This is a genomic window from Comamonadaceae bacterium OTU4NAUVB1 (assembly GCA_024372625.1).
GTDB lineage: Bacteria > Pseudomonadota > Gammaproteobacteria > Burkholderiales > Burkholderiaceae_C > Variovorax.
Genome location: CP099605.1, coordinates 583,165 through 604,768, shown reverse-complemented (window position 1 = coordinate 604,768; position 21,604 = coordinate 583,165). Strand labels below are relative to the sequence as shown.

The 21,604-nt window shown below is 70.6% G+C and carries 18 protein-coding genes; 7 read left to right on the top strand and 11 right to left on the bottom strand.

From position 1 onward, the window contains the following. Nucleotides 1-23: 23 nt before the first annotated feature. Nucleotides 24-356, bottom strand: a complete 333-nt coding sequence (gene cyaY, locus NF681_06135; GenBank protein UST54771.1) for an iron donor protein CyaY — start codon at nucleotides 354-356, stop codon at nucleotides 24-26. Nucleotides 357-368: 12 nt separating this feature from the next. On the opposite strand from cyaY, the gene NF681_06130 reads away from it, so the two are divergent. Together NF681_06130 and lysA are read left to right on the top strand one after the other, a co-directional pair. Further along, nucleotides 369-641, top strand: coding sequence for a lipoprotein (locus NF681_06130; protein ID UST54770.1), 273 nt, complete (start codon nucleotides 369-371; stop codon nucleotides 639-641). Next, nucleotides 638-1,963: a diaminopimelate decarboxylase gene (lysA, locus tag NF681_06125; protein ID UST54769.1), complete on the top strand. Its 1,326-nt coding sequence runs from the start codon at nucleotides 638-640 to the stop codon at nucleotides 1,961-1,963. Before NF681_06130 ends, lysA begins: the two co-directional genes overlap by 4 nt. Here lysA and NF681_06120 read toward each other — a convergent pair. From NF681_06120 to NF681_06100, 5 genes are all read right to left on the bottom strand, one after another. Next, nucleotides 1,953-2,630 carry a sulfoxide reductase heme-binding subunit YedZ gene (locus tag NF681_06120; protein ID UST54768.1) on the bottom strand — a complete coding sequence of 226 codons (678 nt, stop codon included), beginning with the start codon at nucleotides 2,628-2,630 and terminating at the stop codon, nucleotides 1,953-1,955. The genes lysA and NF681_06120 overlap by 11 nt on opposite strands. Before the next feature lie 19 nt (nucleotides 2,631-2,649). Then, on the bottom strand, nucleotides 2,650-3,648 hold the full coding sequence (gene msrP / locus NF681_06115; GenBank protein UST54767.1) for a protein-methionine-sulfoxide reductase catalytic subunit MsrP: 999 nt from the start codon (nucleotides 3,646-3,648) through the stop codon (nucleotides 2,650-2,652). 132 nt (nucleotides 3,649-3,780) lie between these two features. Further along, on the bottom strand, nucleotides 3,781-5,097 hold the full coding sequence (gene ccsB, locus NF681_06110) for a c-type cytochrome biogenesis protein CcsB (protein UST54766.1): 1,317 nt from the start codon (nucleotides 5,095-5,097) through the stop codon (nucleotides 3,781-3,783). Next, nucleotides 5,094-7,229 carry a cytochrome c biogenesis protein ResB gene (locus NF681_06105; GenBank protein ID UST54765.1) on the bottom strand — a complete coding sequence of 712 codons (2,136 nt, stop codon included), beginning with the start codon at nucleotides 7,227-7,229 and terminating at the stop codon, nucleotides 5,094-5,096. The genes ccsB and NF681_06105 overlap by 4 nt, the downstream gene beginning before the upstream one ends. A 101-nt stretch (nucleotides 7,230-7,330) precedes the next feature. After that, a complete protein-coding gene (locus tag NF681_06100; GenBank protein ID UST54764.1) occupies nucleotides 7,331-8,002 on the bottom strand; it encodes a cytochrome c4 in 672 nt (223 codons plus the stop codon). Between the two features lie 74 nt (nucleotides 8,003-8,076). On the opposite strand from NF681_06100, the gene yihA reads away from it, so the two are divergent. Then, nucleotides 8,077-8,856, top strand: a complete 780-nt coding sequence (yihA, locus tag NF681_06095) for a ribosome biogenesis GTP-binding protein YihA/YsxC (GenBank protein ID UST54763.1) — start codon at nucleotides 8,077-8,079, stop codon at nucleotides 8,854-8,856. A 57-nt stretch (nucleotides 8,857-8,913) separates the two neighbouring features. Next, nucleotides 8,914-9,858, top strand: a complete 945-nt coding sequence (locus NF681_06090; protein ID UST54762.1) for an alpha/beta fold hydrolase — start codon at nucleotides 8,914-8,916, stop codon at nucleotides 9,856-9,858. Here the strand turns inward: NF681_06090 and NF681_06085 are convergent. Both NF681_06085 and NF681_06080 read right to left on the bottom strand, forming a co-directional pair. Continuing rightward, nucleotides 9,852-10,736, bottom strand: coding sequence for a lipid A biosynthesis acyltransferase (locus NF681_06085; GenBank protein ID UST54761.1), 885 nt, complete (start codon nucleotides 10,734-10,736; stop codon nucleotides 9,852-9,854). The genes NF681_06090 and NF681_06085 overlap by 7 nt on opposite strands. Further along, a complete protein-coding gene (locus tag NF681_06080) occupies nucleotides 10,733-11,629 on the bottom strand; it encodes a lysophospholipid acyltransferase family protein (GenBank protein ID UST54760.1) in 897 nt (298 codons plus the stop codon). Before NF681_06080 ends, NF681_06085 begins: the two co-directional genes overlap by 4 nt. Before the next feature lie 259 nt (nucleotides 11,630-11,888). On the opposite strand from NF681_06080, the gene metK reads away from it, so the two are divergent. Continuing rightward, entirely contained in the window at nucleotides 11,889-13,070 is a 1,182-nt protein-coding gene (gene metK / locus NF681_06075) for a methionine adenosyltransferase (GenBank protein UST54759.1), read from the top strand. Between the two features lie 66 nt (nucleotides 13,071-13,136). Here metK and NF681_06070 read toward each other — a convergent pair whose 3' ends face one another. The 3 genes from NF681_06070 to NF681_06060 all read right to left on the bottom strand — a co-directional run bounded on the left by NF681_06070 (nucleotide 13,137) and on the right by NF681_06060 (nucleotide 19,175). Continuing rightward, nucleotides 13,137-15,290 (bottom strand): TonB-dependent receptor, encoded by a 2,154-nt coding sequence (locus NF681_06070; protein ID UST54758.1) that lies wholly within the window; start codon nucleotides 15,288-15,290, stop codon nucleotides 13,137-13,139. Then, the gene (locus NF681_06065; protein UST54757.1) at nucleotides 15,287-17,965 is read right to left on the bottom strand and encodes an excinuclease ABC subunit UvrA; all 2,679 of its coding nucleotides are present in this window, start codon (nucleotides 17,963-17,965) and stop codon (nucleotides 15,287-15,289) included. The genes NF681_06070 and NF681_06065 overlap by 4 nt, the downstream gene beginning before the upstream one ends. Before the next feature lie 112 nt (nucleotides 17,966-18,077). Beyond that, the gene (locus NF681_06060; protein UST54756.1) at nucleotides 18,078-19,175 is read right to left on the bottom strand and encodes a PA2169 family four-helix-bundle protein; all 1,098 of its coding nucleotides are present in this window, start codon (nucleotides 19,173-19,175) and stop codon (nucleotides 18,078-18,080) included. A gap of 327 nt (nucleotides 19,176-19,502) precedes the next feature. On the opposite strand from NF681_06060, the gene NF681_06055 reads away from it, so the two are divergent. Next, nucleotides 19,503-19,793 (top strand): co-chaperone GroES, encoded by a 291-nt coding sequence (locus tag NF681_06055; GenBank protein ID UST54755.1) that lies wholly within the window; start codon nucleotides 19,503-19,505, stop codon nucleotides 19,791-19,793. A 61-nt stretch (nucleotides 19,794-19,854) separates the two neighbouring features. Next, a complete protein-coding gene (gene groL, locus NF681_06050) occupies nucleotides 19,855-21,507 on the top strand; it encodes a chaperonin GroEL (GenBank protein ID UST54754.1) in 1,653 nt (550 codons plus the stop codon). The last annotated feature ends 97 nt before the right edge of the window (nucleotides 21,508-21,604 follow it).

The following is a 21,604-nucleotide window of genomic DNA, read 5'->3' as shown; positions in this document are numbered from 1 at the left end:
CCGGCGCGGGCCACGCGGTCCGCTCAGTGGGGCAGGAAGCGCAGGGTCAGGCCCGACTGGCGGCTCGCCTCGCGCGAGAGGTTGTCGAAGAACTCCTCGCCGGTCTTGGTGTCGACCCACGCGGTGCCGTCGTGGCGGTAGTGATAGCCGCCCGAGCGGGCCGCCAGCCAGACCTCCTGCAAGGGTTTCTGCAGGTTGACGATCAGCTGGCTGCCACCGGGAAAGCTGATGGTGATCATCCCGCCGACCCGCTGGTTGTCGATGTCCGCCTCCGTCGTGTCGTTGATGCGATCGCATCCTCTTTCGACGGCGCTGAGCAGGGCTTCGGCACGGTCCATGTAGTCGGGGTCGGTCATTACAATTTCGCGATGTTGAAAGTCCGACAAATTCTAGTGAGCGTCCTCGGCCTCTGCGTCCTCGGGGTCCCTCTCGGGGGTTGTGGCCAGAAGGGACCGCTCTATTTCCCGACCGATCCCGCCGCGGCCAACCGCGCGACGTTGCCGGCCGTGCTGAAGGCGCCGTTCTCGCGCACCGATGCATCCGCGGCGCCGCCCGCCCCGACCACACCGGCCCCGATCGCCATTCCCGAGTCCTTCACGACGCCGGCACTGCCACTTTCCGACTACGAGACGACCCGGTGAACGCCCCCCACTCCCTCCCTGCCCTCCCCCTGCCCGGCCACCCGCACGTCGCCCGGGACGCGCGCGGCGACCTGTGCGTGGAGGCACTGCCGCTGGCCGAACTGGCCCGCGCGCACGGCACGCCGCTCTTCGTCTACTCGAAGCAGTGGATGCTCGACGCGCTCGCGGCCTACCAGCGCGGCTTCGAGGGCCGTGACGCGCTGGTCTGCTATGCGATGAAGGCCAATTCGTCACTCGGCGTGCTGCGGGTCTTCGCGCAGGCGGGCTGCGGCTTCGACATCGTCTCGGGCGGCGAACTCGCGCGCGTGCTGGCCGCCGGCGGCGATCCGGCACGGGTGATCTTCTCGGGCGTGGGCAAGACGCGCGGCGAGATGCGCCAGGCGCTCGAGGCCGGCATCCTGTGCTTCAACGTCGAGAGCGAGGCCGAACTCGACGTGCTCAACGCCGTGGCGCTGGAAACAGCGGACCGGCGCGCGCGCATCAGCATCCGCATCAATCCCAACGTCGATCCGAAGACGCATCCCTACATCTCCACCGGCCTGAAGGGCAACAAGTTCGGCGTGGCGCACGACCGCGCCCTGCAGGCCTACCGGCACGCGGCGTCGCTGCCGGGCCTGGAGGTGGTGGGCATCGACTGCCACATCGGCTCGCAGATCACGGAGGTCTCGCCCTACCTCGACGCGGTGGAGCGCGTGCTCGACCTGGTGGAAGCCATCGAGCGCGCCGGCATCGTCCTGCACCACCTCGATTTCGGGGGAGGTCTGGGCATCGACTATCACTACGACACGCCACCGGCGGCCGACGTGCTGTGGCGCCAGCTGCTCGCCCGGCTCGACGCGCGCGGCTTCGGCGGCCGCCGCATCGTGGTGGAGCCGGGACGCTCGCTCGTGGGCAACGCCGGCGTCTGCGTGAGCGAGGTGCTCTACATGAAGCCGGGCGAAGCGAAGAACTTCTGCATCGTCGACGTGGCCATGAACGACCTGCCGCGCCCCGCGATGTACGAGGCGTTCCACCAGATCGTCCCGGTCCGGGCGGCCGACGCCGCCGGCGAGCGCACGTCGACGACCTGCGACGTCGTCGGACCGGTGTGCGAGAGCGGCGACTGGATCGGCCGGGACCGCGAACTCGCCGTGCAGGCCGGTGATCTGGTGGCCGTGCTCTCCGCCGGCGCCTACTGCATGTCGATGGCGAGCAACTACAACACGCGCGGTCGCGCGGCCGAGGTGCTGGTGAGCGGCCAGGAGGCCCGCCTGATCCGCCACCGCGAGACGCCCGAGGACCAGCTGCGGGCCGAACTGCGGGCGGCGTCGCTCAGCGACTGAGCGGACGCGGCGGCGCGGTGGCGCGTCCGCCCGACGCCGCCACCGTCCGCGCGTTCGCCGACCTGGCCTTGCGCTTGCGCCCGAAATCCCAGACGCGCCATCCCATCAGCACGCCGATGATGGCGGCATAGACGAAGACTTCCGTGAAGTTGTTCTTGCCCGCGCGCATCCAGAAGAAATGCAGCAGCCCGAGGCCGGCGATCACGTAGACCAGCTTGTGCAGCGCCTGCCAGCGCTTGGCGCCCAATGCCTTGATCGCCCGGTTGAACGACGTGGCCGCCAGGGGCGTGAGCAGCACGAACGCCGCGAAGCCCACCAAGATGAACGGCCGCTTGACGATGTCGCGCGCGATCTCTCCCAGATCGAAACCCATGTCGAACCAGCCATAGCTCAGCAGGTGGACGACGACGTAGAAGTACATGAACAGGCCCAGCATGCGACGCAGGCGCGCGAGGCCGTTGAGCCCGAGCGTCACGCGCACCGGCGTGACGGCCAGCACGATGCACAGGAAGCGCAGCGTCCAGTCGCCGGTCGCGCGGATCAGGTATTCGGCGGGGTTCGCGCCCAGTGCGTCGGTGAAGGCGCCATAGGCCAGCCATGCGAACGGCAGCAGGCACAGCAGGAACACGACCGGCTTGGCCGCGGGGTGGAGCAGCAGCTTGTTCACGACGTCGTCCCTTGGCCCGTCAGAAGTTCTTCTTCAGGTCCATGCCGGCGTAGAGTGAAGCGACCTGGGCCTCGTAGCCGTTGTACATCTCCGTCTTGCGGCGCTTGGCGAACAGGCCGCTGCCGTCGCCGATGCGGCGCTCGGTCGCCTGGCTCCAACGCGGGTGGTCGACGTTGGGGTTGACGTTGGAATAGAAGCCGTATTCGTTGGCGGCGGCCTTGTTCCAGGCCGTGCCCGGCTCCTTCTCGACGAAGCGGATCTTGACGATCGACTTGGCCGACTTGAAGCCGTACTTCCACGGCACCACCAGACGCACCGGCGCGCCGTTCTGGTTGGGCAGCACCTCGCCGTACATGCCGAAGGTCAGCAGCGTGAGCGGATGCATGGCCTCGTCCATGCGCAGGCCCTCGGTGTAGGGCCAGTCCAGCACGCGCGAGCCGACGAAGGGCATGGTCTTGGGATCGGCCAGGGTCACGAACTCGACGTACTTGGCGTTGCCCTGCGGTTCGACCTTTCTGATGAGTTCGGCGAGCGAATAGCCGACCCACGGGATGACCATCGACCATCCCTCGACGCAGCGCAGGCGGTAGATGCGCTCTTCCTGCGCGCTCAGCTTGAGCAGGTCCTCGATGTCGTACTTGCCGGGCTTCTTGACGAGACCCTCGACCTCGACGCTCCAGGGCCGCGTCTTCAGGGTCCCGGCGTTCTTCGCCGGATCGGCCTTGTCGGTGCCGAACTCGTAGTAGTTGTTGTAGGTGGAGGCGTCCTTGTAGTCGGTCGGCTTTTCCATGCTCTGGGCGCCCGCGACGGTCGACTTGACGTTCTTGAGCGCGGCGAGCTTGCCCGGGGGAACCGTCTGCGCCAGCGCATCCCGCGCGGCCCAGCCGGCGAGCGCGGTGCCGGCCGCGCCGGTGGCCAGCAGGCGCAGCATGTCGCGGCGGCCCTCGTAGACGTGGCGTGGCGTGATGTCGCTGGGCACGGGGTGGATGAAGCCGTCGTCGCGTGAGGGGATCAGCATGGCGAATCTTTCAGGGGGAAACATCGCGGTCCGGTCGGAATGCCGGACCTGTCGGATGAAATACGCAGAACGCCGTCGTCTGGTTTCACGGCGGCTGCGAAGTTCCGTCGGACAAGGCGCGGACTTGGGTGTCTACAACTCGCCGTAGCTGTGCAGACCGCTCAGGAACATGTTGACGCCGAGGAAGGCGAAGGTGGTGACGGCCAGCCCGACCAGGGCCCACCAGGCCGCGACCGTGCCGCGCAGGCCCTTCACCAGCCGCATGTGCAGCCAGGCGGCGTAGTTCAGCCAGACGATCAGCGCCCAGGTCTCCTTGGGGTCCCAGCTCCAGTAGCCGCCCCAGGCATCGGCCGCCCAGAGGGCGCCGAGCACGGTGGCGATGGTGAAGAACGCGAAGCCGACGGCGATCGACTTGTACATGACGTCGTCGAGCACCTCGTTGGCCGGCAGGCGTGCCGCGATGCGCCGACGCCCGAGCAGGATGCCCGCGGCGATCAGCGCCGCCACCGCCGCGTAGCCGATCCAGTAGCCGCCGCCGGCCTCCTGCACCCGCTGGCGGAAGGCGATCGGCACGAAGCACAGCGCCGCGCCCAGCAGCCAGATCGGCGTCAGGCGCCACCAGCGCGTCTCCTGCGCCTGTTCCTTCACCAGGTAGGCGAATGCCACCATCGCGGCCAGCGCGAAGGTGCCGTAGCCGATGAAGTTGGCCGGCACGTGCAGCTTCATCCACCAGCTCTGCAGCGCCGGCACCAGCGGCTGGATCTCGTGCGCCTCGCGCACCAGCGTGTACCAGAGCAGGAAGCCGACCGCCGCGCTGACCACCAGCATCACGAAGGCGCCCATGGCGCGCGTGGCGTAGCGCGCCTCGAAGTACAGGTAGAACGCCGTGGTGAGCCAGCAGAACAGCACGAACACCTCGTAGAGGTTGCTCACCGGGATGTGGCCGATGTCCGGGCCGAGCTGGTGGCTCTCGTACCAGCGCACCATGGTGCCGATGAGCGCCATCGCGACCGCCGCCCAGGCGATGCGCGAGCCGAGTCCCTCGAGCGCGTCGCCCTGGCGGCCGCCGAACAGGCCGAGCCAGTAGAAGACCGTGCTCATGAAGAACAGCACGCTCATCCACAGGATGGCCGACTGGCTGGAGAGGAAATACTTGAGCCAGAACACCGTCTCGGCGCGGGCCAGGTCGCCCTGGTAGGAGTTGATCGCCAGCAGCGACGCCGCCGCGACCACGAGGCCCAGCAGCTGCAAGGGTCGCCAGAACCAGCCCAGCCAGACCATCGAGGCCAGCGCCGCGACGAGGATCGGCTTCTCGTAGACGTCCATGCGTGCGCCATAGCGGGCGAAGGCGAACAGCCCGCCGAGCGCCACCAGCGCCGCGAACACCCAGTCGAGGGCGTTGCGGCGAGCGATCCAGCCGTCATTGAGCGTGAGGGTCGTGGTGGTCATGGCATCGGTTCCTTCGGAAGGGCCTGGAGGCCGAGCAGCTTGGTCTTGAGGTTGTCGAACTCGCGGTCGCTGTCGATGGTGCGCCGGTTGGCCGACAGCGCCATGGTGGCGTCGCTGCCCCCGCCCCCCGGCGCCAGCCACACCCACAGACGGCGGTCGCGCACGTAGAGCATCGCGAAGATGCCCACGATGAGGAACAGGCAGCCCAGATAGACGACGTTCTTGCCGGGCGCGCGCGCCACCTGGAACACGCTGGCCTGCACCTGCTGGAAATCGGTCATCAGCATGGCGACGGGCGCCGGATAGAAGGTGGCGTCGCTGATCGCCAGCACGGCCTGCGTCAGCCATGCCTGCGACGTGTCGTCGCCCGGCAGCGCCGCCAGCCCGGCGTCCTCGCGGCCGAGGTTGAGCACGTCGAAGAGCACGTCGTTCAGCACCCGCACCAGCACCGCACCCGTGCGCTGGCGCTCGGCCTCGGGCACGTTGGCCTCCATGAATTCGGCGACCGCCTGCCAGCCGCCGGCGGCCGTGCCGTCGGTCCTGGCGCGTTCGGCGCCGGCGAACAGCGCGAGGGCGCGTGTCGCCGAGACCCGCAGCTGCTCGGCGAGGTCGGCGCGTCCCGGGCCGGTCGCGCGCTCGACGTAGCGCGCCACGGCCCGCTCGCGCAGGCGCGCGTCGGCCAGCGCGGCGCGCATGCGCACGAAGCCGTCCATGGTGCCGTCCGCATCGGCCGGAACGCGCAGGTAGCGGAACGGCTCCTCGGGACGTTCGCGCACGCCCAGCAGGAACACCGGCGGCCCGTCGCCGGCGTCCACCGGCAGCATGTAGTTCTGGTACTCGCGCGCCTGCCCGGCCGCGTCGCGCAGCTTGTAGCCGATGCTCGGGCCGATGTTGCGCAGCACCTTGGGCCGGTCGACCTTGTTGGCCGCGCCCAGGCGAGAGCCGATGCCGTGCTGCAGCAGGTCGACCCGGCGCACGTCGGTGGCGCCGGACAGGCCGTTGGTGGCGAAGTTCTCGACGTTGATCACACGCAGCGCGGCGTACTCGAGCGTCAGCCGTTCGCTGCCGTCGGTGATCTCCGCGCTGGTGCCGATGCGGCCCTCGAGTTCGAACGGCCGTGCCGCCGCGCGCATCGGCACGGCCTTGAGCTTCACCGTGGAGCCGCCGTCGTCGAAGCTCGACTGGTAGATCTCCACGCCCTTGTAGCTCGCCGGGTGATTGACCTCGATGCGCGCGGGCACCTGCGCGCCGGTCTCGCGGTCGTGCAGCACCACCTCGCTGGCGAACAGCTTGGGCATGCCGGTCGAGTAGTAGTCGACGATGAACTTCTTCAGCTCGATGGCGAACGGCAGCTCCTGGAGCAGCACGCCGTCGGACTGGTTGAGGATCGCGACGCTGGCGCGCCCGCCCTCGGGCACCAGGATGTTGCCGCGGAAGGTCGGGTTGCCCGGCGAGAGCCGGTGCTCGGGTGCGACGTCGGCGATCATGCCGCCGCCGGTGAACACGCTCTTGCCGTTGAACCAGGTCTGCGCGCGCACCACCAGATCGCCATCGAGCAGGCCGCCCAGGCAGATCAGCACGATGGCGCCATGCGCGGCGATGTAGCCCAGCTTGTGCGCGCCGCCCGCGCGCGCGGCGACCATCCAGCCCTGGCCCTCGCGATGCTGCAGCCGGACCTTCCACCCACCGCCGGCGAGCATCGTGCCGATGCGCCGGGCCGCCGCCTCGGGCGCTTCGTCCAGCGCGGCCTCCGCGCGCTGCCCGAACGCTTTCAGGCTCTGCACGCGCAGGTCCTCCTTGAAGGTGCGCAACTCGCCCAGGATGCGGGGCGTGTTGCGCGCCACGCACAGCGACGTGCTCACCACCAGGAACAGCAGGATCAGCAGGAACCACCAGGCGCTGTAGATCGCGTCGAGCCGCGCCGCGCGGAAGACCTCGGCCCAGAACGGCCCGAACTGGTTGACGTAGTTGCCCGAGGGCTCGTGCTGCTTGAGCACGGTGCCGATGATCGAGGCGATGCAGATGACCGTCAGCAACGCGATGGCGAAGCGCATCGACGAAAACAATTCCACCATCGCGCGGACCGCCTGGGGACCGCGACGAACGCGAAGGCCGTGGGTGGAAATGGACATCGGGTCGGAGGAAAAGAAAAAAGAGCGGGCGACCCTTCGTGGATCGGCCCCGCCCTTACGAGATGGTTATCGGCGTTTGGTTCGCCGACTCGACCGCAGGCTCAACGCAATCCGGCAATGTAGTCGGAGACGGCCTTGATCTCGCGGTCGTTGAGCTTGGCGGCCACGCCGGTCATCTGCGGGCTGTTGGTGCGCACGCCGTCGCGGAAGGCCACGAGCTGTGCGGTGGTGTAGTCGGCATGCTGGCCACCCAGGCGCGGGTACTGGGCCGGAATGCCGGCGCCGTTGGGGCTGTGGCAACCGGCGCAGGCGGCGATCTGGCGCTCGCCGATGCCGCCGCGGTAGATCTTCTCGCCCAGCGCGACCAGGTCCTTCTCCTTGGCGAAGCCGGTCTTCACGGACTTGGCGCCGACGAACCACGCGATGTCACGCATGTCCTGATCGGACAGCGCCGAGGCGTAGGGCTTCATGATCGCGCTCTTGCGCTTGCCCGACTTGAACTCCTGCAGCTGCTTGACGATGTATTCGGGATGCTGCTGCGCCAGCTTGGGGTTGGCGGCGACGGCGGAATTGCCGTCGGCGTTGTGGCAGGACGCGCAACTCTGGCTGTTGGCCGGGGCGGCGTTGAAGATCGTGTCGCCCCGGGCCGGGTCGGGCTTGGCTGGTTTCGCCGGGGTGCCCGAGGCGGCCGGCGCTTCGGGCGCTTGGGCGATACCGGCACTGGAGGCGGCACCCAAGAGGGCTGCGAGCAGAAGATGGGCAAACGACTTCATGGCGGCGGGGCTTGGATTTATGGGCGCAAAACCCCGCGATTCTACAATGGACCCCCGTTTCGAAAGCCTCCCCGATGACCTCCCCCGCGCCCTCACCGGCCACCGCGACGCCCCGTGCGGCGCCCGCTCCCGACCGGATCCGCGCCGCGCTGGGCTGGATGCACACCGCCCACTTCCTCACCAGCGCCCCGCAGCTGGAACACCTGCCGGCCTTCGACCTGCCGGAGATCGCCTTCGTCGGGCGTTCCAACGCCGGCAAGTCCACCGCCATCAACACCCTCACGCAGCAGACACGCCTGGCCTTCGCTTCCAAGACGCCCGGGCGCACGCAGCACATCAACCTGTTCGGTCTGGGCAAGCAGAAGATCGACGACGCCGTGCTCGCCGACCTGCCCGGCTACGGCTACGCCGCCGTGCCGCGCGAGGCCAAGCTGCGCTGGCAGCGCGTGATGGGCAACTACCTCATGACGCGCGAGAACCTGCGCGGCGTGGTGCTCATGTGCGACCCGCGCCACGGCCTGACCGAACTCGACGACATCCTGCTCGACGTCATCCGTCCGCGCGTGGAAGCCGGCCTGAAGTTCCTGGTGCTGCTGACCAAGTCCGACAAGCTCACGCGCTCCGAGGGCGCCAAGGCCCTGTCGATCGCGCGACTGCAGGCCGGCGGCGGCGAGGTCAAACTGTTCTCGGCCCTCAAGCGCCACGGCGTGGACGAGGCGGCCGAGCTGCTGTGGCGCTGGGCCCACCCCGAGGCCGATGCCCCGGCCGACGGCGCCGCTGCCGCACCGGTCCCCGCCGCCGGCGTGCCGGACGACGACACCGCCGGAGCGTCCGCCGACCGACCCGGGGACTGACGCCGCGATCGCGGCGCTCGCCCCGGATTCGACCTTCGAACCCCAGGAGACCCCCGCATGATCGAGACCTTCCAGCGCACGCTCCCCGGCGGCGTCACCCTGGGCTGCCGCGCCGCCGGCGAGCCCGGCCGGCCCCTGATGCTTTTCCTGCACGGCTTTCCCGAAGCCGCTTTCGTCTGGGACGAACTGATGGCGCACTTCGCGCGGCCCGAGCACGGCGCCTACCGCTGCGTGGCGCCGAACCTGCGCGGCTTCGGACCCTCCAGCGCCCCGGCCGACGTGGCCGCCTACCGGGCGAACCTGATGGTGCGCGACATCGAGGAACTGGTGGACACCGAGCGCGCCGACGGGCAGGTCGCCGTCCTGGTGGCGCACGACTGGGGCGGCGCCTTCGGCTGGGGCTTCGCCAACGCGTTCCCGCACCGGCTGGGACGGCTGGTCATCCTCAACTCGCCGCACGCCGGCACGTTCGCGCGCGAGCTGCGCGACAACCCGGCGCAGCGCGCCGCCAGCGCCTACATGCACTTCCTCGCCCGGCCCGACGCCGAGGCGCTGCTGGCCGAGGACGACTATCGCCGGATGTGGGGCTTCTTCACGTCGATGGGCGCGGGCGCGGACGGCCACGGCTGGCTCACCGAGGCCGTGCGCGCGCGCTACCGCGAAGTCTGGGACGCCGGCCTGACCGGTGGCTGCAATCTCTACCGGGTGACGCCGCTGAAGCCGCCCGTGGCCGGCGCGGATGCCGCCGGCGCCGCGCCCGGCCTGCCGGAGATCCCGCGCGAGCGCCTCGTGGTGGACGTGCCGACGCTGGTGATCTGGGCGCTCGACGACACCGCCCTGCTGCCGGGACTGCTCGACGGACTCGAGGCCTATGTGCCGCGACTGGAGGTCGTGAGGGTGCCCGGCGCGACGCACTGGATCGTCCACGAGCAGCCCGCGCGCGTCGCGCGGGAGATCGGCGACTTCCTGCACCGGGCGGCCCGCCCCGCCCCGGCTCAATAGACCGGCGGCTCGCCCTCGGGGCGCGTCTTGAAGCGTCGATGCACCCAGTAGTACTGCGACGGCATCGTGTCGATGTAGCCCTGCAGGCGGGTGTTCATGAGCGCGGTGTCGGCCATCACGTCGTCGCTCGGGAAATCCTGCCAGGCCGGCAGCACCTCGATCTCGTAGCCGCCCGCCACCAGGCGCGACACCACCGGGACGACCTTCGCCCGGCCCAGCCGCGCGAAGCGCGAAAGCGACGGCACGGTGGACGCCTGCACGCCGTAGAACGGCACGAACACCGTCTGGTCGCGGCCGAAGTCCATGTCCGGCAGCAGGTAGAGCAGGCCGCCCTTGCGCAGGCCCGACAGGATCGGCTTGATGCCGTCGACGCGGTTGAGCGTCTCGACATTGCCGAAACGCTGGCGGCCCTCGCGGATCCAGGCGTCGACCTGCGGGTCGCGCTGGGTGGTGTAGATGGTGGTCGAGGGCCGCGACGTGTGCCGGGTCAGCGCGGTGGCCGCGGCGTCGAGGCCGTAGAAATGCGGCGCGAACAGGATCATCGGCGCGCTGCCGTGCGCGATCTCCTCGATCTCGGCCGCCGCGCCGACCACCCGCAGGCGCTTGGCCACCACCGCCTCGGGGGCGTGCCAGAGCCAGCTGCGGTCGAGCCACGACTGGGCGACGAAGACGAAGGTCTCGCGCGCCATGCGCCGGCGCTCGGCGGCGGACTTCTGCGGAAAGCACAGCGCCAGGTTGATGTCCACCACGCGCCGGCGCGGCGTGGCGACGACGTGCAGCACGCGGCCGAGCGCGGCCCCGAAACCCCGCACCGCCGGCAACGGCAGGTGCGCCAGCGCCCGCATGAAGGCGATGCCCAGCGACGAGGACAGGCTCATGGGGCGGCCTTCCGGTCCGCGCCGTCCGCGGGCGCCTCGCCCTTGGGCTGCTTGTGGCGGGCGTAGTCCCAGACGTACTGCTGGGGCAGTCGGCGGATCAGGCGCTCGATGCCCTCGTTCATGGCGGCGGCGGCGGCCTCGGGCGTGGCCTCGGGGTCGCTCATCGCGGTGCCGTCGAAGGGCTCGCAGCGGATCGCGTAGCCCGCGCCGCGCGGCAGGCGCTCGCACACGCCGAGGAACACGCGCGCGCCGGTCTGCTGCGCCAGGCGCGGCAGCAGGGTCATGGTGTAGGCCGGACGGCCGAAGAACGGCGCCCACACGCCCTGGCCGAGCGGAGGCACCTGGTCGGGCAGCACGCCGGTGTAGCCGCCCGCGCGCAGCGCGCGCATCAGGCCGCGGACCCCCTTGACGCTGGTGGGCACCGTGCGCAGGCCGGCGCGCTCGCGCGAGCCTTCCATCAGGCGCGCCATCCAGGCCTTGCGCGGCGGGCGGAACAGCGCCGTGAGCGGCCCGTGCCGGTCGACCAGGCGCTCGGCCAGGGCCTGGCCGTACATCTCCCAGCTGCCCAGGTGGGGCGTGACGATGATCACGCCGCGCCCCTCGGCCAGCGCCGCCTCGAAGGCCTCGATCCCGTCCCAGCGCACCACGCGCGGCAGCACGCTCTCGCCGCGCGGACGTGCCCACAGCCAGGGCAATTCCGCCGCCATGGCACCGGCCGCGCCGATGGCCGGGCGGTACTGCTCGGGCGTGAAACCGGCCGCCTCCGCGTTGGCGACGAAGCGCTGGCGGTAGCGCGGCGAGGTCCACCACACCAGCCAGCCGAAGGCGATGCCCAGGCGCTGCATGACGGGCAGCGGCACGCGGGCGAGCAGGCGGAACAGGGTGACGAGCATCGGGAGACGGAGCGGAGAAGACGAACGCGGAAAGAAGACGACCGAACGGTGGATGACGCGCGGCAAAGACCCTTGACAAGATGCCCTGCACGGCTCGAATAGAATCCAAATTGTCGCCGAGTTATGGAACTACTTGCAGGGCGACAGCACAAGCGCCGAGCGATTGTGCCCGGGCCGGAAACGGCCTTCTGCTAAAGCGTTCGCCAGGCTTCATCCGCCGTCGGCAACGCGCCGACCCACCCGATTGGAGCCCCATCCCATGGCGAACGACTTTCTCTTCACTTCCGAATCCGTCTCCGAAGGCCACCCCGACAAGGTCGCCGACCAGATCTCCGACGCGATCCTCGACGCGATCTTCGAGCAGGACCCGCTCAGCCGCGTCGCCGCCGAGACGCTGACCAACACCGGCCTCGTGGTGCTGGCCGGCGAGATCACCACCAACGCGCACGTCGACTACATCCAGGTCGCGCGCGACACCATCAAGCGCATCGGCTACGACAACACCGACTACGGCATCGATTACAAGGGCTGCGCGGTGATGGTCTGCTACGACAAGCAGAGCAACGACATCGCCCAGGGCGTCGACCACGCCTCCGACGACCACCTCAACACCGGCGCCGGCGACCAGGGCCTGATGTTCGGCTACGCCTGCGACGAGACGCCCGAGCTGATGCCCGCGCCGATCTACTACGCGCACCGCCTCGTCGAGCGCCAGGCCCAGCTGCGCAAGGACGGCCGCCTGCCCTTCCTGCGTCCGGACGCCAAGAGCCAGGTCACGATGCGCTACGTCGACGGCAAGCCCCACAGCATCGACACCGTGGTGCTCTCCACCCAGCACCACCCCGACCAGAGCGAGAGCCCGACGAAGATGAAGGCCGGCTTCATCGAGGCGGTGATCGAGGAGATCATCAAGCCGGTGCTGCCCAAGGAATGGCTCAAGGAGACGCGCTACCTGATCAACCCGACCGGCCGCTTCGTCGTCGGCGGCCCCCAGGGCGACTGCGGCCTGACCGGGCGCAAGATCATCGTCGACACCTACGGCGGCGCCTGCCCCCACGGCGGTGGCGCGTTCTCGGGCAAGGACCCGAGCAAGGTCGATCGCTCGGCCGCCTACGCCGCGCGCTACGTGGCCAAGAACATCGTCGCCGCGGGCATCGCGCGCCAGTGCCAGATCCAGGTCGCCTACGCGATCGGCGTGGCCCAGCCGATGAACATCACGGTCTACACCGAGGGCACCGGCGTGATCCCCGACGACCGGATCGCCGCGCTGGTGCGCGAGCACTTCGACCTGCGCCCCAAGGGCATCATCCAGATGCTCGACCTGCTGCGCCCGATCTACCGCAAGACCGCCGCCTACGGCCACTTCGGCCGCGAGGAGCCGGAGTTCACCTGGGAGTCGACCGGCCAGGCCGCCGCGCTGCGCGCCGCCGCCGGGCTCTGAGGCCGGCGCCCAGGGACATCGATCGATCGCACGAAAGCCGGGCCCGCCCGGCTTTTCTTGCGTCCGTCAGAACCGGTACGTCGCCCCCGCCCCCACGGTCCAGGTCCGTCCCGGCGCCGGCTCGTAGAAGCGTGCGTTGCCCTCGTTGACGATGACCGAGCCGACGATGTCGCGCGCGAACAGGTTGTCGACGCGGGCGAAGGCGTTGAGTTCCCAGCGCGCCACGCGCCGCACGTAGCCGGCCTGCACCGCCGCCACCGCGTAGCCCGGCGCGCTGGCGGTGTTGGCGTCGTTGGCCGCGATGCGGCCGAGCGCGCGCAGCTCGGCGCCGGCGCGCCAGCCCTCGGGCGGCGCGTAGCCGTAGGAGACGAACAGCGCCTGCTTGGCGATGCCCGGGATGCGACTGCCTGCCGCCACGGCGTTGAAGGCGTCGTCGTAGCGCGCGTCCAGCCACGTCGCGGCGACCTGGGTACGCCAGTGGCCGGCGGTCTCGTGCAGCCAGGCGATCTCGGCGCCCTCGCGCCGGGTGCGACCGGCGTTGCGGAAGGTGGCGCGGCCACCGACGTTGGTGGCGGTGACGATCTCGTCGTCGGTGCGGGTCTGGAACACCGCGCCGGTCAGCAGCCCGCCGGCGATGCGCGCCTTGGCGCCGGCCTCGACGCTGCGGTTCACCGAGGGCTGCAGCGCGAAGTTCAGCCCGCCGGTGCCGTCGGGCCGGTAGGAAAGTTCGTTGAGCGTCGGTGTCTCGAAACCCCGGCCGGCCGAGACGTACACGTTCAGGTCCCGGTTCACCGCGTAGCGCAGCGCGCCGGCGGGCAGCGTGCGGGCATAGCGCGCGTCGCCGCTGTCGTCGCGATTGGCACCGCGCACGTAGCGGTCCTGCGAGTCGAAGCGCACGGTGCTGCGCCGCACGCCGGCCTCCAGGCTCCAGCGCTCGGCGAAATCCCAGCGCGTCTGCACGTACGGATCGACGTTGGAGACCGTGTTGCGTTCGTCGCGCCGCAGCGCGCCCAGCACGCCCAGCCGGCGCGGCGCGGCGGCCGTGCCGAGGAAGTTCTCGTTGCCGCGCCGGGTCTCGTCGAGGGTGTCGTAGGCCAGGCCGGCGGCGACCTCGAACGGACGGTCCGCGAGCCGGGTGCGCGTGGTCCAGCGCGCGTCGAAGCCGGCGTAGCGCCGTTCCAGGTCGATCACGCCGCCGGCGCTCAGGGGACTGGCCTGCGCCGACGGCGGGATGGCCTGGAACTGCGTGGTGCGGCGCTCGCCGCCGTAGACCATCAGGCGCAGGTCGTTGGCCGCGTCGATGCGCTTCTCGTAGCGCAGGCCCAGCTGCGTCTGGTCGACCGTCTTGCGCGTGTCGTACTGCGTCGCCAGCGTGGCGCCGCGGCGGTCGGTCGCCAGCTGCGACTGCGTCAGGCCCAGCGGGTCCTGCGCGTCGATGCGCACGCTGTTGGCCACCAGCGTGAGCTTCGCGCCGTCGTCCAGCGCGATGCCCAGTTTGCCGTTGGCGATGTCGCGCGTGGCGGCGCTGTGGTCGCGATAGCCGTCGGTGCGGAAGCGGCTCGCGCCCAGCACGTAGTCGACGCGGCCGCTCCGCCCGCTGGCCGTCGCCCCCACGCGCGACGTGCCGTCGCTGCCGCCGGCCACCGAGAAGCCCACCCGCGGCGGCGCCTCGCCGTCCTGCGTGAAGACCTGGATCACGCCGCCGGACGAATTGCCGTAGAGCGCGGAGAACGGCCCGCGCAGCACCTCCACGCGGTCGGCCGTGCCGATGTCGATGTTCGAACTCTGGCCCTGGCCGTCGGGGAGCGTGGCCGGGATGCCGTCGATGTAGAGGCGCACGCCGCGCAGGCCGAAGGTCGAGCGCGCGCCGAAGCCCCGGATGGAGATCTGCAGGTCCTGCGCGTAGTTCTGCCGGTTCTGCACCTGCAGCCCCGGCACGCCGCCCAGGCTCTCCGACAGGTTGACCTGCAGCCGGCCGTCGCGCAGCTGCTGGCGGTCGACCAGGTCGATCGAACCCGGCACGTCGAAGGCGGAGGCTTCGCCGCGCGGCGTGGAGACGGTGACGGCCCCGAGCGTGGGAACGTCGTCGGCGGCGCCGGACGCCGCGACGGGGTCCGCGCCGCCGGCGGGGGCGGCGCGGGCGGAGGAAGGGGCCTCGGATTGCGCATGGAGCGCGGAGACGGAGAGCAAGGCGGTGGCGACCGCGAGCAGTTTTTTCATCCGCCGGATTCTGCGGGCGCCTCCCCCAGCGCCGCTGCCAGATGGCGCGCCGTCCGGCTTCCGCGCGCGCGGGCGACCTCGCGCGGTGGACCGGCCGCCACGATGCGTCCGCCCGCCCCGCCGGCCCCCGGCCCGACGTCGATCACCCAGTCGCTCGCGGCCACCACGCGCATCTCGTGCTCGACCACGACGACCGTGTTGCCGGCCTCGATCAGGCGGTCGAACTGCGCCATCAGCCGGTCGACGTCCGAGGGATGCAGGCCGGTGGTCGGCTCGTCGAGCACGTAGAGCGTGTCGCCGCGCTGCGCGCGCTGCAGCTCGGTGGCGAGCTTGATGCGCTGGGCCTCGCCGCCCGACAGCTCGGTCGCCGGCTGTCCCAGCCGCAGGTAGCCCAGGCCGATGGCCCGCAGCAGCACGAGCGGCCGCTGCACGGCCGGCTCCTCGGCGAAGAAGTCGCACGCCTCGTCCACCGTCAGGCGCAGCACCTCGGCGATGTCGCGGCCCCGCCAGCGCACCTCGAGCGTGGCGGCGTTGTAGCGCGCGCCGTGGCAGGCCGGACACGGCGCGTAGACGCTGGGCATGAACAGCAGCTCGACGCCGACGAAGCCCTCGCCCTCGCAGGTCGGGCAGCGGCCCTTCTCGACGTTGAACGAGAAGCGCCCGGCGTCGAACTTCCGCGCCCGGGCCTCGGGCGTGGCGGCGAAGAGCCGGCGCACGGCGTCGAACAGGCCGGTGTAGGTCGCGAGGTTGGAGCGCGGCGTGCGGCCGATCGGTTTCTGGTCGACCCGCACCAGCCGCCGGACGGCCTCGGCGCCGCCGGCGATGCGCCCGGCCGTGACGCCCTGGGGCGTGCCCGGCGCATCGCCCTCGGCGCCGTCCTCGTCGGCCGCCGGGGCCTCCTGGCCGAGGTGCGCCGCCACCAGCTCGACCAGCGCCTGGCTCACCAGGCTCGACTTGCCCGAGCCCGAGACACCCGTCACCGTCGTCAGCACGCCCAGCGGGAACGCGGCGTCCACGCCGTCGAGGTTGTTGCGCGCGACGCCTTCGAGCCGCAGCCAGCCGGCCGGCGCGCGCGGCACGCGCGCGGCCGGCGTCCGCTCGTCGAACAGGTAGCGCGCCGTGAGCGAGGCGGCGACCTCGCGCAGGCCGGCGGGCGGACCGCTGTAGAGCACCTCGCCGCCGCGCTCGCCCGCGCCGGGGCCGACGTCGACGAGCCAGTCGGCCGTGCGCATGACGGCCAGGTCGTGTTCGACGACGAAGAGCGAATTGCCCGCGCGCTTCAATTGCGCCAGGGCATCGAGCAGCGCCTCGGCATCGGCCGGGTGCAGGCCGGCTGAGGGCTCGTCGAGCACGTAGACGACGCCGAAGAGGTTCGAGCGGATCTGCGTGGCCAGGCGCAGCCGCTGCAGTTCGCCCGGCGACAGCGTGGGCGTGGCGCGGTCGAGCGAGAGGTAGCCCAGGCCCAGCGCGCACAGCGTGTCGACGCGCGCGAGCACCTCCTGCGCGATGCGCTGCGCGGCGATGCGCTTCTCCTCGGACAGGTGCGAGGTGCGCCGCACGTCGGGCGCGGCCGCGTGCGCGGCACCGCCGGCGGCGACGCGGCGCGCGGTGTCGCGGCGGGCCCGTTCGCGCCCGAGCGGGACGTCGGGCGCCTCGGCCGGCGTCTCGCCCGCCGCCGCCGGGCCGAGCACCCGCGCCAGGTCCTCCAGCGGCAGCCGCGACAGCGCGGCGATGTCGAGCCCGGCGAAGGTCACGCCCAGCGCCTCGCGCTTGAGCCGCCCACCGCCGCATTCCGGACAGACGCTGCCGGTCATGAAGCGCGCCACGCGCTTCTTCATGAGGGCGCTCTGGGTGGTGGCGAAGGTGTGCCGGACGTACTTCCGCGCCCCGATGAAGGTGCCCTGGTAGCTCGGCTCGGCCTTGGCGCGCAGGGCGGCGCGGACCTCGGCCCCGGTGCGCCCGGCGTAGACCGGCACGGTCGGCTGCTCGTCGGTGAACAGGATCCAGTCGCGCGTCTTCCTCGGCAGGTCGCGCCAGGGCGTGTCGACGTCGTGGCCGAGCGTGACCAGGATGTCGCGCAGGTTCTGCCCCTGCCAGGCCGAGGGCCAGGCGGCGACGGCGCGTTCGCGGATGGTGAGCGAATCGTCCGGCACCATCGAGCGCTCGGTCACCTCGTAGACGTGGCCCAAACCGTGGCAGGCCGGGCAGGCGCCCTGCGGCGTGTTGGGCGAGAAGTCCTCGGCGTAGAGCATGGGCTGCCCGTCCGGATAGCGCCCGGCGCGGGAATACAGCAGGCGCAGCAGGCTCGACAGCGTCGTCAGGCTGCCCACCGACGAGCGCGCGCCCGGCGTGCCGCGCTGCTGCTGCAGCGCCACCGCGGGCGGCAGACCCTCGATCGAGTCCACCGCCGGCACGCCGACCTGGTCGATCAGCCGCCGCGCATAGGGCGCGACCGACTCGAAATAGCGCCGCTGCGCCTCGGCGTACAGCGTGCCGAAGGCCAGCGACGACTTGCCCGAGCCCGACACGCCGGTGAACACCACCAGCGCGTCGCGCGGGATGTCCACGTCGACGTTCCTCAGGTTGTGCTCGCGCGCGCCGCGCACCTGGACGAACCCCGGCCGGCCGGCGTCGGAGCGGGAAGGATCGGGACCGGAGGACTTGCTGGCGTTCATGGCGGACGTGAAGGACGTGGAAAAGCCGCCCGGGGGCGGCTTGGCGAAGCGGGATGCCGGGACCGGGCCGAGCGGCATCGGCACCCGCTGGCGAGGTCCGGCGAAGGGACGGTCAGCCGCGCGCGCGCGCCTGGTCGCGCAGGGCCTTGATCTCGTCGTGGTTGCGCTGGGCGCCATCGGCCTGCTTCTGCACCACGGCGCGCACGTCGGCCGGCAGCTGGTTCTTCAGCGCCTTGCGATAGCGGGCCAACGAGGCGTCCTCGCCGCGCTCGACCTCTTCCAGGATCGATTCCTCGCTGTCGGCGCCGACCGCGCCCTTGATCTTGACCCAGCCGCGATGCAGCGCGCCACCGGCGGTGCCGCCATCGGCGGGCGTGCCGCCGTACTGCGTGACCAGCGGCACCAGTTCGGCGGCCGCCGCGGCGCACGCAGTGGCGCGCTCGCTGAACAGCTGCTTCAGGCGCGCGGTCTCGACCTGCTCGGCGCTCACCTTGAAGCCCTCGGCGCCATCGCGCGAGTTCTCGATCAGGTCGTTGAGGACGTCGACCACCTCGTCGTTGGCGAGCGGCTCGCCCGTGCCGTCGAAGGTGTCGCCGGCGCCGAACGCGGTGGTCGTCGCGGCACCCGCGCCCAGCGCGGAAGCGGCGCCCAGCGTGGTGCTCGCGCGGGCGTTGTTGACCGTGCCGTCGAGTTCGGCGTCGCTGGCGCTGAAATAGGTGCGGTCGGCGCGCTCCCAGGCGGCGCGCGTGGCGGGACGGGCCTGCTCCCAGTCGAGGCCGGACGCGCCGCGGCGGGTCGACCACTCGTCGGCCAGCGAAGGCTCGACGGCGTCGAACGTGTCGGCGCGCGACGCGCGGGTCGACCAGCCCATCTCGTAGGCCGGGCCGTAGTCGTCGTAGCTGCTGCCGGGCTGCACGTAGGCTTCGCGGTTGTAGCTCTCGCGCCAGTAGGCGTCCTCGGCCGTCGGGTTGACGTTCTCGGCGACGGCCTTGCCGCCCAGGCCGCCGACGACCGCGCCGGCCACCAGACCTACCACGGTGCCGACCGGACCGGCCAGCGACCCCGCCGCCGCGCCCGCCAGGGCGCCACCGGTGGCGCCGACGCCGGTGCCCACGGGGTGCGCGCCGGGCGCACCGGTGATCGGATCACGGTTCAGGTCGCCGGTGTTGCCTGCGTTGATGTCGCGCGAGGAATCGTTCTGAATGGCCATGGAGGTCTCCTGACAAAAGGACGGGGAATGGAAAAGGCGGTGTCCGGATCCGCCGTCTCCCACTGGGGAGGAACGACGCGGTCGCCATCGGAAAAACTCATCCTTGGACCGCGCCAGGAGCGGTCGAGTCATCCGCACCAGACGGCGCGTGTAGGGGTTCGCCTGATCGCCGCCGTCCCCGCGCCCTTGAAATCGTGATGAATGCCCTTATCATTGGCACTCACCGAAGCAGAGTGCTAACAGCGCTCGCTTTCAGGCGACAGCGCCACGGACCTTCCGTCCGTGGCCGCACGAATCCCCATCCATTCCACACATCCAGGAGATGCTATGAACCTTCGTCCTTTGGCCGATCGCGTGATCGTCAAGCGTGTTGACAGCGAAACCAAGACCGCCTCCGGCATCGTCATCCCCGACGCCGCCGCCGAAAAGCCCGATCAGGGCGAAGTCCTGGCCGTCGGCCCGGGCAAGCGCAACGACAAGGGCGAACTCGCCGCACTGACCGTCAAGGTCGGCGACCGCGTCCTGTTCGGCAAGTACAGCGGCCAGACCGTCAAGGTCGGCGGCGACGAGTTGCTCGTCATGAAGGAAGACGACCTGTTCGCGGTCGTCGAGAAGTAAGCCACCGGCTGCTTCCAAGCTTTCCCTTCCTACCCCCAATTACTGAATCCGGAGAATCAACATGGCAGCAAAAGACGTCGTTTTCGGCGGCGAAGCCCGCGCACGCATGGTCGAGGGTGTGAACATCCTGGCCAATGCCGTCAAGGTGACCCTGGGCCCCAAGGGCCGCAACGTGGTGCTCGAGCGTTCGTTCGGCGCCCCCACCGTGACCAAGGACGGTGTGTCCGTGGCCAAGGAGATCGAACTCAAGGACAAGCTGCAGAACATGGGCGCCCAGCTCGTGAAGGAAGTGGCCTCCAAGACCTCCGACAACGCCGGTGACGGCACCACCACCGCGACCGTGCTGGCCCAGGCCATCGTGCGCGAGGGCTTCAAGTACGTGGCCGCCGGCATCAACCCGATGGACCTGAAGCGCGGCATCGACAAGGCCGTCACGGCCCTGGTCGAGGAACTGAAGAAGGCCTCCAAGCCGACGACCACGTCGAAGGAAATCGCCCAGGTCGGCTCCATCTCGGCCAACAGCGACGAGACCATCGGCAAGCTCATCGCCGACGCGATGGACAAGGTCGGCAAGGAAGGCGTCATCACCGTCGAAGACGGCAAGTCGCTCGACAGCGAACTCGACGTCGTCGAAGGCATGCAGTTCGACCGCGGCTACCTGTCGCCCTACTTCATCAACAACCCGGAAAAGCAGTCGGCGATCCTGGACAACCCGTTCGTGCTGCTCTACGACAAGAAGATCAGCAACATCCGCGACCTCCTGCCCACGCTGGAACAGGTCGCGAAGTCGGGCCGTCCGCTGCTGATCATCGCGGAAGAAGTCGAGGGCGAAGCCCTGGCGACCCTGGTCGTGAACACGATCCGCGGCATCCTGAAGGTCGTGGCCGTCAAGGCACCTGGCTTCGGCGACCGCCGCAAGGCCATGCTGGAAGACATCGCCATCCTGACGGGCGGCAAGGTCATCGCCGAGGAAGTCGGCCTGACGCTGGAGAAGGTCACCCTGGCCGACCTCGGCTCGGCGCAGCGCATCGAAGTGGGCAAGGAAAACACGATCATCATCGACGGCGCCGGCGCCGCCGGTGACATCGAAGCCCGCGTCAAGCAGGTGCGCGTGCAGATCGAGGAAGCCTCGAGCGACTACGACCGCGAGAAGCTGCAGGAACGCGTGGCCAAGCTGGCCGGCGGCGTCGCGGTGATCAAGGTCGGCGCCGCCACCGAAGTCGAGATGAAGGAAAAGAAGGCCCGCGTCGAAGACGCCCTGCACGCCACGCGCGCTGCGGTGGAAGAAGGCGTGGTCGCCGGCGGCGGCGTGGCCCTGCTGCGCGCCAAGCAGGCGGTCGGCGACTCGGTCAAGGGCGACAACGCCGACCAGGACGCCGGCATCAAGCTGGTGATGAAGGCCGTCGAGGCGCCCCTGCGCGAGATCGTCAACAACGCCGGCGGCGAAGCCTCGGTGGTGGTGAACGCGGTCCTGGCCGGCAACGGCAACTACGGCTTCAACGCCGCCAACGACACGTACGGCGACATGCTCGAGCTGGGCATCCTGGACCCGACGAAGGTCACCCGCACCGCGCTGCAGAACGCCGCATCGGTCGCTTCGCTGCTGCTGACGACCGAAGCCATGGTCGCCGAGGCACCGAAGGAAGAGTCCGGCGCCGGCGGCGGCATGCCCGACATGGGCGGCATGGGCGGCATGGGCGGCATGGGGATGTGATCTCGCTCGCCCCCGGCAGGCTGCGCGGCACTTCGTGTCCGCTGCGCCTGCTCCCCCTACCGGGGGCGACACCCGCGGTCTGGCGAAGCCAGTCCCG